General features: G+C 36.7%; 19 protein-coding genes. 8 read left to right on the forward strand and 11 right to left on the reverse strand.

The window, feature by feature from the left end; genetic code table 11:
• The first annotated feature begins 95 nt into the window (after positions 1–95).
• Positions 96–740 (forward strand): ATP-binding cassette domain-containing protein, encoded by a 645-nt coding sequence (locus G521_RS17490; RefSeq protein WP_036679495.1) that lies wholly within the window; start codon positions 96–98, stop codon positions 738–740.
• Between the two features lie 42 nt (positions 741–782).
• Positions 783–1,571: a PhzF family phenazine biosynthesis protein gene (locus tag G521_RS0115585; RefSeq protein WP_026899351.1), complete on the forward strand. Its 789-nt coding sequence runs from the start codon at positions 783–785 to the stop codon at positions 1,569–1,571.
• Positions 1,572–1,582: 11 nt separating this feature from the next.
• Here the strand turns inward: G521_RS0115585 and G521_RS0115590 are convergent, their stop codons facing one another.
• From G521_RS0115590 to G521_RS0115625, 8 genes are all read right to left on the reverse strand, one after another.
• Positions 1,583–1,804, reverse strand: coding sequence for a hypothetical protein (locus tag G521_RS0115590; RefSeq protein ID WP_026899352.1), 222 nt, complete (start codon positions 1,802–1,804; stop codon positions 1,583–1,585).
• A gap of 74 nt (positions 1,805–1,878) precedes the next feature.
• Positions 1,879–2,226: a GRAM domain-containing protein gene (locus G521_RS17930; RefSeq protein WP_051189795.1), complete on the reverse strand. Its 348-nt coding sequence runs from the start codon at positions 2,224–2,226 to the stop codon at positions 1,879–1,881.
• A 181-nt stretch (positions 2,227–2,407) separates the two neighbouring features.
• Positions 2,408–2,965 carry a hypothetical protein gene (locus G521_RS0115600; RefSeq protein WP_026899353.1) on the reverse strand — a complete coding sequence of 186 codons (558 nt, stop codon included), beginning with the start codon at positions 2,963–2,965 and terminating at the stop codon, positions 2,408–2,410.
• A gap of 153 nt (positions 2,966–3,118) precedes the next feature.
• Positions 3,119–3,631, reverse strand: coding sequence for a GNAT family N-acetyltransferase (locus G521_RS0115605; protein WP_162141802.1), 513 nt, complete (start codon positions 3,629–3,631; stop codon positions 3,119–3,121).
• Between the two features lie 157 nt (positions 3,632–3,788).
• Positions 3,789–4,448 (reverse strand): HEPN domain-containing protein, encoded by a 660-nt coding sequence (locus G521_RS17935; protein WP_026899355.1) that lies wholly within the window; start codon positions 4,446–4,448, stop codon positions 3,789–3,791.
• On the reverse strand, positions 4,448–5,641 hold the full coding sequence (locus tag G521_RS0115615; protein ID WP_026899356.1) for a DUF262 domain-containing protein: 1,194 nt from the start codon (positions 5,639–5,641) through the stop codon (positions 4,448–4,450). The genes G521_RS17935 and G521_RS0115615 overlap by 1 nt, the downstream gene beginning before the upstream one ends.
• A gap of 290 nt (positions 5,642–5,931) precedes the next feature.
• A complete protein-coding gene (locus G521_RS0115620) occupies positions 5,932–6,639 on the reverse strand; it encodes an LOG family protein (RefSeq protein WP_026899357.1) in 708 nt (235 codons plus the stop codon).
• Positions 6,640–6,667: 28 nt separating this feature from the next.
• Positions 6,668–8,173 carry a sodium:solute symporter gene (locus tag G521_RS0115625; RefSeq protein ID WP_026899358.1) on the reverse strand — a complete coding sequence of 502 codons (1,506 nt, stop codon included), beginning with the start codon at positions 8,171–8,173 and terminating at the stop codon, positions 6,668–6,670.
• 202 nt (positions 8,174–8,375) lie between these two features.
• On the opposite strand from G521_RS0115625, the gene recR reads away from it, so the two are divergent.
• The 3 genes from recR to G521_RS0115640 all read left to right on the forward strand — a co-directional run bounded on the left by recR (position 8,376) and on the right by G521_RS0115640 (position 10,756).
• Positions 8,376–8,993, forward strand: coding sequence for a recombination mediator RecR (recR, locus tag G521_RS0115630; protein ID WP_026899359.1), 618 nt, complete (start codon positions 8,376–8,378; stop codon positions 8,991–8,993).
• Between the two features lie 92 nt (positions 8,994–9,085).
• Positions 9,086–9,901 carry an SDR family oxidoreductase gene (locus G521_RS0115635; protein ID WP_026899360.1) on the forward strand — a complete coding sequence of 272 codons (816 nt, stop codon included), beginning with the start codon at positions 9,086–9,088 and terminating at the stop codon, positions 9,899–9,901.
• Positions 9,902–9,913: 12 nt separating this feature from the next.
• The gene (locus G521_RS0115640; protein WP_026899361.1) at positions 9,914–10,756 is read left to right on the forward strand and encodes an alpha/beta hydrolase; all 843 of its coding nucleotides are present in this window, start codon (positions 9,914–9,916) and stop codon (positions 10,754–10,756) included.
• 65 nt (positions 10,757–10,821) lie between these two features.
• Here the strand turns inward: G521_RS0115640 and G521_RS0115645 are convergent, their stop codons facing one another.
• The 3 genes from G521_RS0115645 to G521_RS0115655 form a co-directional block, all read right to left on the reverse strand.
• Positions 10,822–11,280, reverse strand: a complete 459-nt coding sequence (locus G521_RS0115645) for a PA2169 family four-helix-bundle protein (RefSeq protein WP_026899362.1) — start codon at positions 11,278–11,280, stop codon at positions 10,822–10,824.
• A 71-nt stretch (positions 11,281–11,351) separates the two neighbouring features.
• Positions 11,352–12,212 carry an SDR family oxidoreductase gene (locus G521_RS0115650; protein WP_026899363.1) on the reverse strand — a complete coding sequence of 287 codons (861 nt, stop codon included), beginning with the start codon at positions 12,210–12,212 and terminating at the stop codon, positions 11,352–11,354.
• 87 nt (positions 12,213–12,299) lie between these two features.
• Complete coding sequence (locus G521_RS0115655) at positions 12,300–13,187, reverse strand: YitT family protein (RefSeq protein ID WP_026899364.1); 888 nt, start codon at positions 13,185–13,187, stop codon at positions 12,300–12,302.
• A gap of 232 nt (positions 13,188–13,419) precedes the next feature.
• Here G521_RS0115655 and trpD point away from each other — a divergent pair, with 232 nt between their 5' ends.
• The 3 genes from trpD to trpB are packed head-to-tail and all read left to right on the forward strand — an operon-like array spanning position 13,420 to position 16,228.
• On the forward strand, positions 13,420–14,406 hold the full coding sequence (gene trpD / locus G521_RS0115665) for an anthranilate phosphoribosyltransferase (protein WP_026899366.1): 987 nt from the start codon (positions 13,420–13,422) through the stop codon (positions 14,404–14,406).
• Positions 14,403–15,050, forward strand: a complete 648-nt coding sequence (locus tag G521_RS0115670) for a phosphoribosylanthranilate isomerase (RefSeq protein ID WP_026899367.1) — start codon at positions 14,403–14,405, stop codon at positions 15,048–15,050. Before trpD ends, G521_RS0115670 begins: the two co-directional genes overlap by 4 nt.
• Complete coding sequence (trpB, locus tag G521_RS0115675; RefSeq protein ID WP_026899368.1) at positions 15,047–16,228, forward strand: tryptophan synthase subunit beta; 1,182 nt, start codon at positions 15,047–15,049, stop codon at positions 16,226–16,228. Before G521_RS0115670 ends, trpB begins: the two co-directional genes overlap by 4 nt.
• Positions 16,229–16,237 lie beyond the last annotated feature (9 nt).

Consider the following 16,237-nt stretch of genomic DNA (forward strand, 5'->3'; position numbering starts at 1 on the left):
TTGGGAATTTCGCCACTTCGATTGTTCCTGATCGTTTGCTTAATGGATTTCATCCTTTTTTCTGTACTGGTCGCCCCCTTAAAGTTTTTGTTTTAATGCTTGAAATTGATAGCGTTTTTTTAAGTTTTCGAGGTCGCCAAATTTTGTCTGGTTGTTATCTTCAAGTTAGACCCGGAGAAATTTTAGGTATGCTCGGGCGGAACGGCTCCGGCAAATCAAGCTTGTTGAAAATAATATTTGGTTCTCTTAAAGCAAATTTCAAACATTTGTGTATTGATAATAGCATTGTTCAAAAAGGTTATTTAACCAGAAGAATAGCTTATCTGCCACAGCAATCTTTTATAATTCCATTCTTAAAAATAAGAGAAGTTGTAAATGCTTTATCTCCAATTATTCAAAAAAGAATTTTGGATGAAGGATTAATAATTGATGATTTAAATAAGAGAATAGGTGACGCCTCTAAAGGGCAAAAGCGCCTTTTAGAGTGTTTATGGATACTTAGTCAGCCAGCCGATTATATTTTACTTGATGAGCCTTTTTCAGCCATATCTCCAATTCATGTTGAATTTCTTCAATGTGTAATTGCAGAAATTGGTAAAGACAAAGCGATAATACTTACTGATCATATTTATAGACCCCTATTAACAGTTAGTAATAAAATAATTTTGCTGCATAATAATGCTGTTTATGACATACATAATGAAGATGATTTAATTACTTATAATTATATTCCAGGGTAAAATATCCCTTAAATATTTACAAATTTCAAATAGCAATTACCTATGCAAACCTTTCCCATTTACCAGGTTGACGCTTTTACAGATCAGCTCTTCGGCGGAAATCCGGCTGCAATTTGTCCTTTAAAGAACTGGCTGCCTGCGCCCGAAATGCAAAAAATTGCAGCAGAGAATAATCTGGCTGAAACCGCTTTCTTTATTCAGCAGGGAAAGGGTTTCGAGTTGCGCTGGTTTACCCCCGAACTTGAAATTGATCTTTGCGGTCACGCAACACTTGCAAGCGCACATATCATTTTTACAGAATTGGGGTATACCGATGATGTTATTCACTTTCACACTTTAAAAGCAGGTTCTCTGACAGTTAGCCGTGCAGATAATTTGTATACATTGAATTTCCCTTCGAGAGTTGCTGAGGTTTCCCAATCACCGGACGGATTGCTCGATGCGCTGGGAGGGAATAAACCTCTCGAAGTTTTACGCTCGCGGGATTACATGCTGGTTTACGCAAATGAAAAAGAAATCAGAGCCCTTAAACCTGATTTTAATGCTCTGGCAAAAATTGATGCTTTGGGAATTATAGTGACGGCACCGGGAGATCATTGCGATTTTGTATCCCGCTTTTTTGCTCCTGCAGCAGGAATCAATGAAGATCCGGTAACCGGCTCTGCACATTGCAACCTGATTCCTTACTGGGCCGGCAAGCTGGGAAAAAATAAACTTCATGCTTTCCAGGTTTCCGGGAGGCTGGGGGAATTGTGGTGCGAGCTATCGGGAAACCGGGTACTAATGAGCGGCAAAGCGGTAACTTATTTAAAAGGCGAAATCTATATTTAGATTTAAAAAATTTATTTTTCTACCAGTTTTGTTTGTAGTTCCTCAATAATGGAGTTCTTATCTTTTACTTCCATTTGATAATATTTAAGACTTGTGACCAGATAAATAAGAACAAGAATATTTCTGATATCCATAGTATTGAATTCAGTGGAATCAACAAACTTGCTTAAAACCCATAAAATTCCAAACAAAATAATTGAAGCGATAGAAATGATTTTTAGTGATTTTTTCATTGTTTATAAATTCTTATTGAGAGATTTCAAACTATAAATGTCAATGTTAAACTGCTTTTACCTGCAGTTTATTTTTAAAGCATTGAATTTACCTTTTCAAACCATTTTTCCCTTGTATTTGCAGATAATACAAATTTATATTCATCATCATTTTCAATAGTTACTCTTAATGAGGTGTCAAAGAAATCAAGAGTTCTTACTTTTTTTACTCCTTTAATTTTTTCAATTTCTATTACTTCATCATTTTTTTCAAAATTTATTTTATGTGGTTGAAAAATTAACCTGCTATTTGTTAGAGTTAATCTTCCGCCTACTGAAATTGGACCACGAAAGAGATTTGCGGCATCTTGAAGAATGATATTTTCATCATTTTCGAGTTTTTTTTCAATGTCATCGATAAAGAGATTTAATAATTTTAACATAATATTTTATATTCTATTTTTTGCATGTTCTGAAATTCCAGGTAACGTTTGGGTATTTCTGTTGTCGGGACTTTTTATTACAAGTCTTAGTAGATATAACAAAAAAGAATAATTAGAGAAAATCTTTATGTTGTAAACTTCAAACCCGCTAACAGAAATAAGGTATTGTGCGACGTTTTTTTTATTTTTCCTTAAGGAACTTTTCTACTTCAGAATAATAATCAGATCCATAGTATTTCAAAAATTCTCCATTTGGTTTTAATATAAAGAATGCTCTACAATTTTCTTGCAATGTGAAAATATTTTCAGCGAAAAAACCTGAATCTAAAATGAAGTTTTTTCTATTTTCAACTCTTTCTTTATTCAACACATTTTCAGAATAAACAAAAAAGTCAATTGCATTATTTTCCTTTGACATCCTTGAAGAAATACGAATGCTATTGTCAATCACAGTCATTGCATCCTTTTTAGTAATACCATACTCGAAACAATTTGAACCAAATTGATAAAAGTTTACTAGAATAGACTTGTTACTTGGAATTTCTGTTTTTAATTCGTCGATAATCAATTCACGAATTTTTTTGTATTCGTCAAGATTCAGTTTTCCTACAGATTTTTTTCTACTTGCAATATATTCCTTATTAATTTTAGTATTAATTTTTCCCATTTTATTCTTTTGAGCAGAACAAGAAAAAAAAAGTAGAGAAAAAATGAGAAGATGAAATTTATTGATATTCATTTGTTGATGCGTTTTTTTATATAATGTCGTACAACGGTTCGGGCTTGCCGAAGATGGCGGATAGAAAACACTTCATTGTCGCCCGGCACAAAACTTAGTTAAATGTAGAAATTTCAAGAATAACGTCACCCGCCATTTTTGAAATAGGCTTTGTTATACACCGTTAATAATCAAATACACTTGCTTACTAATTATCATGTTACAAGCGGTCCAAGTTTCCTCATTGATTTTCATGTGAGTTTCAAAACCTGGTCTGATTTCAAAGCCTACACTTTTGTAACTAGCGATTGCGTTGTAATTCCAGTCGAAAACAGTTAGGTTAACATTTTCAAACTCAGTGGTTGTAAATACACGCGTTAATAAATTTCTTATTATTGCTTTTCCTAACCCTCTATTTCGGAAAGAACGATCGCCTATTAATATTCTTGAAAGTCGTGGAATCTCATTTTGAAAGTTAAGTTCGCAATGCCCGATGATTTCTCCGGTTGATATTAGTCGAACTTTAAATATTTTTCTTGTAGTGTCACTAGTATACTTTGATAACTGCTCCAGGTTCAATGGGTAAGTGAATATAGGTCCAGCAAATTGAATCATTTCCTCTTCATTTTTGACCCAAGTAATAAGTCGGTTAAAGTCCTTTTCTTCAAAGTCTTGTAGTTCGATCATGAAGGTTCTTATAATAGTGTATAGCGGTTCTCGCATTTGCTCAGGAGCGGAAAATAGGAGCAGAGTTCTCTCCGCTAACTTACAACTTTCTTGGTTTGGAAAAACGTTCAATTAACTAAAAACCAGCTCTTGCGTAAATGCGATGTAAGTGACGTTTTTACGTTTGGCCGGTAAACAAAATTTTTATTCTTTGTAGCAAATTAAATTTTGACCATTGCATTGACTTAGGGCTTCTGCTCAAAGTCCCCAGTGATTCATAGACATCTAATTCATCGTCAAATAAACGTAAACCATTTAATATTTGAACAACGTTTGCTTTTTCGGTTGCTGGATCTAACGGCTGTTGTGTGCTAAAGGAAGTATGGGCAATTTCTCCACGAGCACCACCGAAATTATGTAAGGTAGCTTTTAATAGCGAATCCATTTCAAAACCTATTGGCCTAAAGAAGTTTGACAAATTATTTTCTTTAATTCCATGATTGCCTTCAATGGATTTTTTATATTCCAGATAGGATTTGACAACTAGTGAATACGGGACATCTTTAATCTTTGAAGCAAAATTATATGCTAACTGGAATATTATAGGTGATATTACAGATTTATCTGTCAACCACTTATTATATGCTCGAGTCACTACTTGTAAAGTAATTCCTTCCAGATAAGCTTCAAATTCAGCGTGGCATAATAGACAATATGCTCGCAGGAGATCTTGATCTTTATCTGTGTAAGTTCCCATAGGATTTATAGGAGGAAGTAAATGCGCTTCGAGCTGATGGATTCTTGCAAACGTAGTTGTATAAGTGTGAGATACTGCCATTATAATAATTTTATGCCATCATCTGTTTTTGTTGGGATTTTGAATTCCTTTTGCAAAACATCTTTTAATTTAGTTCCCCATGTATTATAACGTTTCATGGTAGGTTCAATATTTTTTGTTGATGTTTCTAGGCTCCTTAAAAAATCAATATCGTGTGTGCATAAAGACTCAAAAAGTTTTTTTACATCCTGTCTTTTTCTAACGGCTTCATCTCTAATTTCCGGAATAGAAAAGTAATAAGACATAATATCATATACTGGTCTATTGAAGATTCCAGTATACGTACCATCAGAGAATTTGCTAAACGCATTTTCTTCAAATATCAAATAAGTAGCCTTAATTGACTCCGTTAATTCATTAGCTTGATCATGTATTCTTTTTTCACTCTTAATATATTCCCTATTTAGCTTTTCACAAGTGCCATCTAGAAATTCTTTCAAATTTCCAGTATATGTGTCAATATAATTTTTAAATGCAAAAAATCTGACAACCACCTCGACATCACGCATTCTATAATCTGGTTTTTTGATTTTTAAAGCTCTTTTTATTTCCTCATTTTGAGCTGAAAAAGCATCTGCAAATGAGGTAAATAGTCCAGGATTCAGCGCTTGCCGCAATTCTTGCGGTGAAAGAGGTAGACTTCCTGTATTTAGTCTCAAGAAAACGGTATAAAGAAAATTATGGTTTGGCCAGTTGCGAATGATAATTGTCCTAATAGTCTGATTTTCAAAAGCAGTGATATAGTTATTATAATCTATTTCAGCGATAAGTTGAGAGTAGACTTTACCATTTAAATCATCTAGTACTTTAAGTCCAACTAATTTTAGAGGTTCAAATTCATCATTAACATCATTTGAGGCGAATTGACGTATACTCAATAAACGTTGTTTTCCATCTATTACTATGTAAGACCCCCGTTTATCTTTGCGTTCTGCAAGTATGATTTGAGGAATTGGTAAACCGAGAATGATTGATTCAATGAATTTACTTTTTCTATCGCTACCCCAAGCATCTCGACGCTGAAAATTTGGGGATAACTCAATATTACCTTTTTTTAGCTGGGATACGATAGTTTCCGTTGTCCAGTCAGTAGACCATAAAACTGCTTCGGAAAAACTCTCTTTGCTTAAATTCTGAATATCATTTTCGGTTTCTTCGCCAATACGCTCTTCTTCTATATCGTAATTTTTCATTGTTATCTATTTGTTAATTCTAAAATAGTGAATTAAGTGGTGGATGGCTCAAAAATGTCACCTAACTAGTAGATATAGGCTGTCAATTGCATATATATATACTATATATATTCAATTTTCTCTAAAAGTAGAGGTTAAGTACTGTGTCCAACTTCATTGATCAAGGGCATTATCTGTTCAATAATTTTCTTAAAGATAGATTTGTAATTAAATAATTAAGAGAAATTCATTTGAGCTCCGGGATTCTCTTTTAAGTCTTTTAAACCTCCGTTTGAACTCCCGACTGCTCCCTAAAAGTTCGGCTTCAACACATATTTATCATAGAACCTGAAAATATGTTCGGCAGCTTCTTCAGCGGTATCTACCAGGCGGAAGAGGTTCATGTCTTCTTCGCTGATATTTTTTTCGGTAGCCAGCATCGTGTTTTTAATCCAGTCTAATAATCCGCCCCAATAAGCCTTTCCAACCAAAACGATGGGGAAACGGGCTACTTTACCGGTTTGAATCAGGGTTAATGCCTCAAACATTTCATCCAGTGTTCCAAATCCTCCAGGAAGGATAATAAATCCCTGGGAATATTTCATAAACATTACTTTACGGACAAAGAAATAGTCAAATTCCATTACTTTATCCCGATCGATATATTTGTTATGGAATTGCTCAAAAGGCAATTCAATGTTTAATCCAACAGATTTACCGCCGGCTTCGTAAGCTCCTTTATTGGCCGCTTCCATAATGCCCGGGCCACCGCCGGAAATTACTCCATAGCCGCGTTCTGTAAGTAGTCGGGCGCAATCTTCTGCAAGCTTGTAATACTGGTTTTCATTATGCGTACGGGCAGAACCGAAAATAGAAACGCATGGACCGATACGGGCCATTTTCTCAAATCCATCTACAAATTCGGCCATTATTTTAAATATCTGCCAGGAGTCGGTTACCTTGATTTCCTGCCAGTTTTTATTTTCGAAGGCGCTTCTTATTTTGTCTTCACTCGTCATAATCTCCACAATATATTAGGTATTTATTTTAAAATTGAGTTTTAGAAGTAGTCGGGCGACTGATCAGTAATAATCCCACAAAAGTGATCAGGCCGTTAACAACAATTAATTCATTGTCAAAAACATAGCCACCCATCAAAGTTTTTGAATTTGCATTTAAAAATAAACAGATGGCCGGCGACAAAACGCAGATAAATGGAACAAGTTTATCTTTAACTCCGCGATTTTTCATAAATAATCCGAAGCCGTATAAGCCCAGTAATGGTCCGTAAGTGTATGATGCAACGGTGAAAATGGCGCTTACTACACTGGCGTTATTAACGGCGTTAAATAAAATAACCACTAAAAACATCAGCAGGGAAATTCCTACGTGAACAACATGGCGGGTCATAACAACCGATGGCTCGTTGATATTTTCTTTTTTATCAAAGCCCAGAAAATCTACACAAAAAGAGGTAGTTAAGGCGGTTAAAGCAGAATCCGTTGTTGCGAAAGTTGCCGCGGTTAAGCCAAGCATGAAAACTACTGCAGGCACTACTGATAAATGATTTAGGGCTATTTCAGGAAACAGAAAATCTGTTCGTAAATTTCCGGCAGCATCTGTTGGAATAGCGATGCCATTTTTGCTTGCAAACACATATAACAAGGCTCCGACACTTAAAAAGAAGATATTGATCACCACGAAAATGGCGGTGAATGTGAACATGTTTTTTTGTGCTTCGCCGATATTTTTACAGCTTAAATTTTTCTGCATCAGATCCTGATCCAGGCCAACCATTGCCAGAGTAACAAAAATACCGCCCAGCAACTGCTTTGAAATATGAAATTTGCTGGTTACAAAATCTTCGAAGAAGAACACTTTAGAATACCCGCTTTCCTTAATAGTTTCAAAGGCTTGCGGAATACTAAGCCCCAAATTGCTGCAGATAAAATAAATGGTTAAAAAAACGGAAGAAACCAGAAAAATGGTTTGAAGCGTATCGGTAATAATAATGGTTTTTAATCCGCCTCGGAACGTATACGACCAGATCAATCCCAAAGAAATTAATACTGTTGCCCAGAAAGGCACGCCGTACGAATCAAAAATAAAACGCTGCAATACAATTACAACAAGATATAACCTGAATGAAGAACCAATGGTCCGGCTTAAAAGAAAAATACTGGCAGCGGTTTTATAGCTGTAGGTTCCAAGGCGCTGTTCAATGTACGTATAAATGGAAGTCAGGCGCATCCGGTAATACAAAGGAAGCAAAACCGTGGCCACCAGGATGAACCCGATTGCGTTTCCTAAAACGAACTGAAAATATTTAAATTCATTACCTGCGGGTGAACCAACTTCTCCGGGTACCGAAATAAATGTAACTCCTGAAAGCGCAGTACCTATCATTCCAAAGGCAACCAGGTACCATTTAGAATTTCTGTTCGCTGTAAAAAAGGTTGAATTGTCTGAAGATTCTCTGGATGTGAAGTAGGAAATACTGATTAAAACGATAAAGTATCCGACGAGAAAAGATAATAGAACTGCTGGGGCCATATTCTGTTTTAGTTAAGCCGCTAAAAGTAATATTTAAGTTTTTAAAAAATCAATTCCCTTTGAGATAAAACTTTAAAAATATTATTTCATCCCGGATAGGGTTAAGTGTCATTTATCGGGAAACCATTTGGAGATTAGGATTCCCTGTTGAATTAAATTAGCGGGTTCGATAAACATTGAGTATAAAAATTAAATTTGCAGAATGAATTTCTCTTCTAAACTTTTAGAAAACGCCGTCAGCGAATTTGCCAAATTACCGGGAGTGGGCCAGAAAACTGCTTTAAGATTGGTACTTCATTTACTTAATCAGCCTGCCGCAGATGTAGAAAAGTTCAGTTCGTCAATTACCCGGTTAAAAATGGAAATCCGGTTTTGCGAAATATGCAGCAATATATCCGATTTGAAAATATGCGAAATTTGTGCTGCCGCTAAGCGGGATAAATCTATAATATGTATTGTTGAAGATACCCGCGACGTGATGGCTATCGAAAATACAAATCAGTATAATGGGGTGTATCATGTTTTGGGCGGATTAATTTCTCCTATGGATGGAGTAGGGCCATCTGATCTGAATATTGAAAGTCTGCTGCAACGTGTTAATTCCGGCGGCATTACAGAAGTTATTTTAGCGCTTAGCGCTACCATGGAAGGGGATACCACCATTTTTTACATTTATAAAAAGCTTAAAGATGCGGGTGTTCAAATCAGTGCAATTGCCCGCGGAATTGCTTTCGGCGGTGAACTGGAATATGTAGATGAAGTAACTCTGGGCCGTTCTATTGCAACCCGGGTTCCCTATGAAAACTCACTCATTAAATAAATTCCTGATTTTTTAATTATATATAATTAAAGTTCTGCCGGATGAACATTTATTCCGGTTGAATAAATATCACCAAATCGAGTTCGCATATCATGGATCTGAAAAATAAAACAATAATTATTACGGGAGCATCTTCAGGCATTGGAAAAGCATGTGCCGAAGAATTTGCAAAAAGAGGAGCCAACCTCGTTTTAGGGGCCCGTCAGTATGTAACTCTTTGCCAGATAACAGAGGATCTGGAAAAGAGATACAATATTAAAGCGGTTGCAGTGCAATGTGATGTTTCCAAAGAAATTGAATGTGAGCACCTGATCAAACAAGCTTTGTTAACCTTCAACCGGATAGATGTGCTGGTTAATAATGCCGGAATTTCTATGCGTGCCCTGTTTAAAGATCTGGATCTGCTGGTATTACGTAATTTAATGGATGTAAATTTTTGGGGTGCCGTGTACTGCACTAAATATGCGCTTCCTGAATTATTGAAACGACAGGGATCTGTGGTTGGAATATCATCAATAGCAGGCTACCGCGGATTACCGGGCCGCACCGGTTACTCTGCATCGAAGTTTGCTTTAAATGGATTTTTGGAAGCTTTACGTGTGGAAAATCTAAAAACCGGCTTACATGTATTGATTGCCTCTCCGGGATTTACAGCATCAAATATCCGGAATGCCGCCCTTGTTAAAGATGGATCTGCACAGGGCGAAAGCAGCATGGATGAAGGGAAAATGATGTCTTCGGAAAAGGTGGCCGAAATTATTGCAGATGGAATTGTAAACCGCAGGCGCAGTCTCATCATGACAGGGCAGGGCAAGCTTACTATTTTCCTGAACAAGTTTTTACCATCATGGCTGGATACTTTAGTTTATAATCATTTTACCAAAGAAAAAGATCCGCTGATTAAATAAATTTATCTACCTATGAAATTAAAAGTCTGGTTGCTTATGTTAATATTTCTTACAAATATTACTTCTGTATTTTCAAGTGTAAAGAACGATCTCAATATAAGCTATACCAACCAGTCTTATGGAAATCGCAATTTATTGGATGTTTATTTCCCGGAAGATGTAAGCGGGCAGAAAGATGTTCTTGTATTTATACATGGTGGTTCATGGAACAGCGGTAAAAAAGATACATACTGGTGGCTGGGCAGAAATTTTGCCAAAAAAAATGTAGTTACGGTTACTATCAATTACAGTCTTTCTCCGGCATATCAGTATGAGCAAATGGCTGGCGATTGTGCTGCGGCTTTAAAATGGGTTAAAAATAATATATCAAAATACGGCGGAGACGCTTCCCGGATATTTGTGATGGGTCACTCGGCAGGCGGCCATCTGGCTTCTTTAATTGATTCAGATCCCCGGTTTTTTAATGAACAGGAAATCGAAAATCCAATCCGTGGGGTCATATTAAATGATGGTTTTGGACTTGATATGAATGAATATTTACTACAGGCTGCTAAAAATGAGCAAACCAACAGTTTTCTATTCACTTTTACAGATCAGTCACAAAACTGGATAAAAGGGTCGCCTTTTACATATCTCGATAACATGAAGAATCCATACCTGATACTGGTCGGAGCGAAAACCTATCCAGCTATTAAGCTGCAATCTAAAAGATTATATGAAAGCCTTTCTACTTTAAATGTACCGGTCAAATATGAACTTATTGAAAAGAAAAGGCATATAGGTATGATTACTCAAATGCTGTTCAAAGGGAATGATGTTTATAAAACAATACTAAACTTCATGAATTCTATCTGATGAACTTTACTGCATAAAAAAACCGGTATTTATTAGTACCGGTTTTTTTTTATTAATTAGAAATATTAATGAGTTTGCTGATCACGCATCATTTTTATTTTATCATGAGATAATCTTAAACTCTGCTTTTGTCTGCTTACCAGTTCACGACAAGTGCCGGAAAGATCTTCGTCTTCTAAAGCTAATTTATAAGCCTTTTGAGCAGCATCTTCACCGAATTCGCAATTTTCTAAAACTGCTTGTCGGCTGTGACCGGTAAATGTTGCTTTAACATCCATCCACGCTCTGTAGATTTTACCGCTATTGGTTGTACCGCTTTCAATTTCTCCTCCCAGAGTTCTGATCTCATTACTCAACTCCTGTTTGTATTGATTGCTTTCCTGAATCATAGCATTAAAAACAGCCTTCAGATCTGCGTCCTCAGCTTTAGTCTCTTCGATGGCACGTTCGTACCCTACAACTCTGTCATTATTAATTAAAACCAGGTCATTTAAAACTTCTACTGCTTCTTTGTTATTTTCCATAATTAATAGCTTTTGTTTCTAAATTAACCCCCTGACTTACTTTTTGTTTAATTGAATTTTAAAAACTGAATTTAACCGTTCACTATTTCACCTCCATTTATATGAATAACCTGGCCCGTTACGTAAGAAGAATCAGGGCAGGCGAGGTAAACATAAGCCGGTGCAATTTCAGAAGGCTGCCCAGCACGCCCCATGGGAGTATCTTTCCCAAAGTTTTTAATATGCTCACTATCAAAACTTGAAACAATGAGCGGTGTCCAAACCGGACCGGGTGCTACCGCATTGACACGTATTTTTTTAGCAGCCAGATTTTTTGCCAGCGACCGTGTAAAAGTTATAATGGCGCCTTTGGTAGCTGAGTAATCTATCAGGTGTTCGCTGCCGCGATATGCAGTTACAGAACTTGTGTTGATAATTACATCACCTTCTTTAAAATAGTTTAATGCTTCTTGCGAAAGATAAAAATAGGGGTAGATATTGGTTTTAAAAGTCAGATCCAGCTGCTTTTCATCAATATCTTGAATGTCATTTTGTGGATATTGCTTTGCTGCGTTATTAATAAGGATATTTAAACCTCCAAGATCATTTACAGTTTGCTTTATTGCTTTTTTACAAAAGTCAGAATTGCTGATATCTCCTTTTAGGAGCAGGCATTTCCTGCCTTCTTTTTCTACCAGTTTTTGGGTTTCCTTCGCATCTTTATCTTCATCCAGATAAAGAATAGCTATATCCGCACCTTCCTTTGCAAAATGAACACAAACTGCCCTTCCAATACCGCTGTCACCTCCGCTGATCAGGGCAATTTTGCCTTGCAACTTACCTGCAGCTTTGTAATGTTTACTGATATATTCAGGTTTGGGATTCATTTCTGATTCTTTACCCGGCTGATGATTCTGCTTCTGTTTCGGGAAATTTTTAGGTTTTGCTTCCATAGTTTCTGAGAATTAATATCCTATAGAAACCTGCTGAAAAACCTATTGTTTGGAAGTTTTACGATACTTTAGTTATCAGCGTTCAACTTAATGTAAAGGTCTTTGCTTAATCATACCGCCTTTGGTTTCATTAATGGGGTTCATAATCATAAACGCCTTGTGATCTATCCGGTTCACTTCATCCTTTAATTTAGAAACTTCCAGACGGGTAACTACTGTAAAAATGATGTCTATCTCTTTATTTTTGAAATCCTCACTTCCTCTGCCTCCTTCGCCTTTATAAATGGTGACACCGCGGCCCAGGGTCTGAATTATAGATTCACGAATGGCTTTGCTTTTTGATGAAATAATGGTCACGCCGGTATATTCCTCAATACCCTGAATAATAAAATCGATTGTTTTGGAAGCAGATAAATAAGTTAGAATTGAATAAAGAGCAGTTTCAATATTTAAGATAAAGGCAGCTGCTATAAAAATCACCAGGTTGATAAGAAGTATAATATCGCCAATGCTTAAAAAGCTCTTTCGGGTAATATAAACCGCTAAAATTTCTGTACCATCAATAACGCATCCGCCCCGAATTGAAAGCCCGATACCTGCACCCAGAAAAAAACCTCCGAAAATTGAGATCAGCAATTTATCATTGGTGATAACCGGGAATGTAACAAAGTAAATTACCAGAGAAAGTATGACGATAGCAATGCTGGTATTGATAGCAAATTCTTTTCCCATTTGCTTTACAGCGATTAGAATGAATGGAATATTAAATACAACAAGCCAGACAGATACAGGAATTCCGGTAATTTGAAATGTTAATAATGAAATGCCGGTAACTCCGCCGTCAATAAAATGGTTAGGTACAAGGAAACCTTTTAAGCCAAACGCAGCCAGCATAATCCCCAATAACATCAGTGATATTTTCCCAAGTCTGATTTTAAGTCTTAAAATGTTTCTGGATCTTCTGGTCGCCTTCATTTTTTAAAAATACTTAAATGGTTTGCAGCAGAAGAAAAGATTCTTCATCTTTGCAGCAGACACATGAAAATCAACAACCTGCATATCAATTGGCGCTGGCACCAAAATCAAAATTTGGCGATCAGGATAGGTATGTAATGTTATTAATAAAAATACAGATACCAGGGTTGCCGCAAGCAACCCTTTTTTTGTACCCCCGGTTTTTGAAAATTATGCCGGAAAAGATTATAAAATGAAGAAGATATTAAATCATTTATTCGAACAAAAAACATTTACCAAGCAACAGGCCAAAGAGATTTTAATGGATCTGACCAGAGGTAAATTTAATACTTCGCAAATGGCTGCGTTTATGGCGGTGTATTGCATGCGCAACATAACGGTACAAGAGTTGGAAGGTTTTAGAGATGCCATGCTTGAATTGTGCTTGCCCATAAATTTAGCAGATTATCAGCTTATAGATCTTTGCGGAACAGGTGGCGATGGAAAAGATACATTTAATATTTCTACCCTTGCTTCTTTTATAGTTGCCGGAGCAGGATACAAAGTTGCCAAACATGGCAACTACGGCGTTTCTTCCGGATGCGGTTCTTCTAATGTAATGGAATACCTTGGCTACCGGTTTACAAATGATATTGGAGCACTTAAACATAATTTGGATACTGCAGGGATTTGTTTTTTGCACGCTCCCTTATTTCATCCGGCCATGAAAACCGTTGCCCCAATTCGTAAAGAGCTGGGAGTAAAGACATTTTTCAATATGTTGGGCCCGATGGTAAATCCTGCTAAACCGCAGTTCCAAATGGTTGGGGTTTACAGTCTGGAATTAGCTCGCCTATATGCATATTTATACCAGAAATCAGATCAGAAATACACTATTCTGCATTCTTTAGAAGGATATGATGAGGTTTCATTAACCTGCGATTTTAAAACATATTCTAATGCGGGAGAGCGTACCTATTCCCTTAAAAATTTGGGGTTTGAGAAAATTCAACCAAATAAAATTGCCGGTGGTAGTTCGGTTAAGGAATCGGCAGAAATTTTCAAAGCTGTTTTAATTGGAGAGGGAAGTACAGAGCAAAATAATGTGGTGTTAAGCAATGCTGCTATCGCAATTAACACTATTAAACCATCCGCCAGTTTTGCCGATTGTTTTTATGAAGCAGAAGAATCATTACTCAGCAAGGCTGCATTGACAAGTTTTAAAAAACTACTTGCATGAAAATAAAAGTATGCGGAATGAGGGACAGTTCAAATATCAGGGATCTGATTGAACTTAAACCTGACTATCTCGGACTGATATTTTATCCCGGTTCTAAAAGATATCTAGAAACACTTCAGTTAGAATTAGTAGCCGAAGTTTCACAGTTAAGTAAGATTACAGGGGTTTTTGTAAATGAGCAACCCGAAATTGTAAATCAAAAGATTCAATTATTTAAATTGAAAGCCGTTCAGCTTCATGGAAATGAATCACCTGCTTACTGCCACTCAATAAAAATGCAAAATCCTTCGGTAGAATTAATTAAAGCATTCGGGATAGATGAGGACTTTAATTTTTCTGACTTGGAACCATTTTTAACAGTAACTGATTTTTTTCTTTTCGATACCAAATCAGCACAGCATGGGGGTTCCGGAAAAACTTTCGACTGGAATGTTTTGAAACAATATTCCTATCAGAAGCCTTACTTTCTGAGCGGCGGTATCGGTTTGGAAAATTTGGATGAAGTTTTAACTGTAAGCGATAACCGTCTATATGCTGTGGACTTGAACAGCCGGTTTGAAACAGAACCGGGTTTTAAAAATATAGGCAAATTAAAATTGGCATTTAATAAATTAAATCCCGTTAGGGAACAGGAGGATATATGAAATATCAGGTAAATGAAAAGGGATATTATGGTGATTTTGGAGGGGCTTATATTCCCGAGATGCTTTATCCTAATATAGAACATCTGCGTCAGCAGTATTTGGAAATTATGCAGGAACGTCAGTTTCAGAAGGAATTCCAGCAGCTTTTAAAAGATTATGTAGGACGTCCATCACCTTTATTTTTTGCTGAGCGATTATCAGAAAAATACGGAACCACAATTTATCTGAAACGCGAAGATTTGAATCATACTGGTGCACATAAAATTAATAATACCGTTGGGCAAATTTTACTTGCCGAACGATTAGGCAAAAAGAGAATCATTGCCGAAACAGGAGCAGGCCAACATGGTGTTGCTACAGCAACTGTTTGTGCTTTAAAGGGTTTGGAATGTGTAGTGTACATGGGCGAAGTAGATATTGAACGCCAGGCACCCAATGTTGCCCGTATGAAAATGATGGGAGCAAAGGTAATTCCGGCAACATCCGGAAGCAAGACCTTAAAAGATGCAACCAATGAAGCTATGCGTGACTGGATTAACAACCCTGTGGATACCCATTATATTATTGGTTCGGTGGTAGGTCCCCATCCGTATCCGGATATGGTTGCCCGATTTCAATCTGTAATATCAGAAGAAACCAGAAAGCAACTGAAAGAAAAAACAGGTTCTGAAACTCCGGATCATGTTTTGGCCTGTGTTGGAGGCGGCAGCAATGCCATGGGTATGTTTTACCATTTTCTGGATGATGTGGATGTAAATCTCATTGCTATAGAAGCGGCCGGCAAAGGCGTGGAAAGCGGTGAATCTGCAGCCACTACTTTACTTGGGAAAGAAGGAGTTTTACATGGAAGCCGCTCTATATTAATGCAAACCGCTGATGGGCAGGTTGTAGAACCTTATTCTATTTCTGCAGGTTTGGATTATCCCGGCATTGGCCCGCAGCACGCTCATTTATTTAAAGTAAAGCGGGCAAAGTACGTGAGTATTACAGACGATGAAGCTATGCAAGCCGGATTACTGTGCGCCCGGCTGGAAGGAATTATTCCTGCCATAGAATCTGCACATGCATTTGCTTATTTGGAAAAAATGAAATTTTCAGGTAATGAAACTGTTGTCATATGTCTTTCAGGAAGAGGGGATAAAGATCTGGATACGTATATGAGGTACTTCGATTTATAAATTTCATTA

The sequence above is a fragment of the Daejeonella oryzae DSM 19973 genome (genome assembly GCF_000422945.1).
Taxonomy (GTDB): Bacteria; Bacteroidota; Bacteroidia; order Sphingobacteriales; family Sphingobacteriaceae; genus Daejeonella; species Daejeonella oryzae.

Bases quoted from the DNA above. Each gene is read 5' to 3' on its own strand.
- G521_RS17490 (WP_036679495.1), top strand. From the start codon at position 96: ATGCTTGAAATTGATAGCGTTTTTTTAAGTTTTCGAGGTCGCCAAATT.
- G521_RS0115585 (WP_026899351.1), top strand. From the start codon at position 783: ATGCAAACCTTTCCCATTTACCAGGTTGACGCTTTTACAGATCAGCTC.
- G521_RS0115590 (WP_026899352.1), bottom strand. From the start codon at position 1,804: ATGAAAAAATCACTAAAAATCATTTCTATCGCTTCAATTATTTTGTTT.
- G521_RS17930 (WP_051189795.1), bottom strand. From the start codon at position 2,226: ATGTTAAAATTATTAAATCTCTTTATCGATGACATTGAAAAAAAACTC.
- G521_RS0115600 (WP_026899353.1), bottom strand. From the start codon at position 2,965: ATGAATATCAATAAATTTCATCTTCTCATTTTTTCTCTACTTTTTTTT.
- G521_RS0115605 (WP_162141802.1), bottom strand. From the start codon at position 3,631: ATGATCGAACTACAAGACTTTGAAGAAAAGGACTTTAACCGACTTATT.
- G521_RS17935 (WP_026899355.1), bottom strand. From the start codon at position 4,448: ATGGCAGTATCTCACACTTATACAACTACGTTTGCAAGAATCCATCAG.
- G521_RS0115615 (WP_026899356.1), bottom strand. From the start codon at position 5,641: ATGAAAAATTACGATATAGAAGAAGAGCGTATTGGCGAAGAAACCGAA.
- G521_RS0115620 (WP_026899357.1), bottom strand. From the start codon at position 6,639: ATGACGAGTGAAGACAAAATAAGAAGCGCCTTCGAAAATAAAAACTGG.
- G521_RS0115625 (WP_026899358.1), bottom strand. From the start codon at position 8,173: ATGGCCCCAGCAGTTCTATTATCTTTTCTCGTCGGATACTTTATCGTT.
- recR (WP_026899359.1), top strand. From the start codon at position 8,376: ATGAATTTCTCTTCTAAACTTTTAGAAAACGCCGTCAGCGAATTTGCC.
- G521_RS0115635 (WP_026899360.1), top strand. From the start codon at position 9,086: ATGGATCTGAAAAATAAAACAATAATTATTACGGGAGCATCTTCAGGC.
- G521_RS0115640 (WP_026899361.1), top strand. From the start codon at position 9,914: ATGAAATTAAAAGTCTGGTTGCTTATGTTAATATTTCTTACAAATATT.
- G521_RS0115645 (WP_026899362.1), bottom strand. From the start codon at position 11,280: ATGGAAAATAACAAAGAAGCAGTAGAAGTTTTAAATGACCTGGTTTTA.
- G521_RS0115650 (WP_026899363.1), bottom strand. From the start codon at position 12,212: ATGGAAGCAAAACCTAAAAATTTCCCGAAACAGAAGCAGAATCATCAG.
- G521_RS0115655 (WP_026899364.1), bottom strand. From the start codon at position 13,187: ATGAAGGCGACCAGAAGATCCAGAAACATTTTAAGACTTAAAATCAGA.
- trpD (WP_026899366.1), top strand. From the start codon at position 13,420: ATGAAGAAGATATTAAATCATTTATTCGAACAAAAAACATTTACCAAG.
- G521_RS0115670 (WP_026899367.1), top strand. From the start codon at position 14,403: ATGAAAATAAAAGTATGCGGAATGAGGGACAGTTCAAATATCAGGGAT.
- trpB (WP_026899368.1), top strand. From the start codon at position 15,047: ATGAAATATCAGGTAAATGAAAAGGGATATTATGGTGATTTTGGAGGG.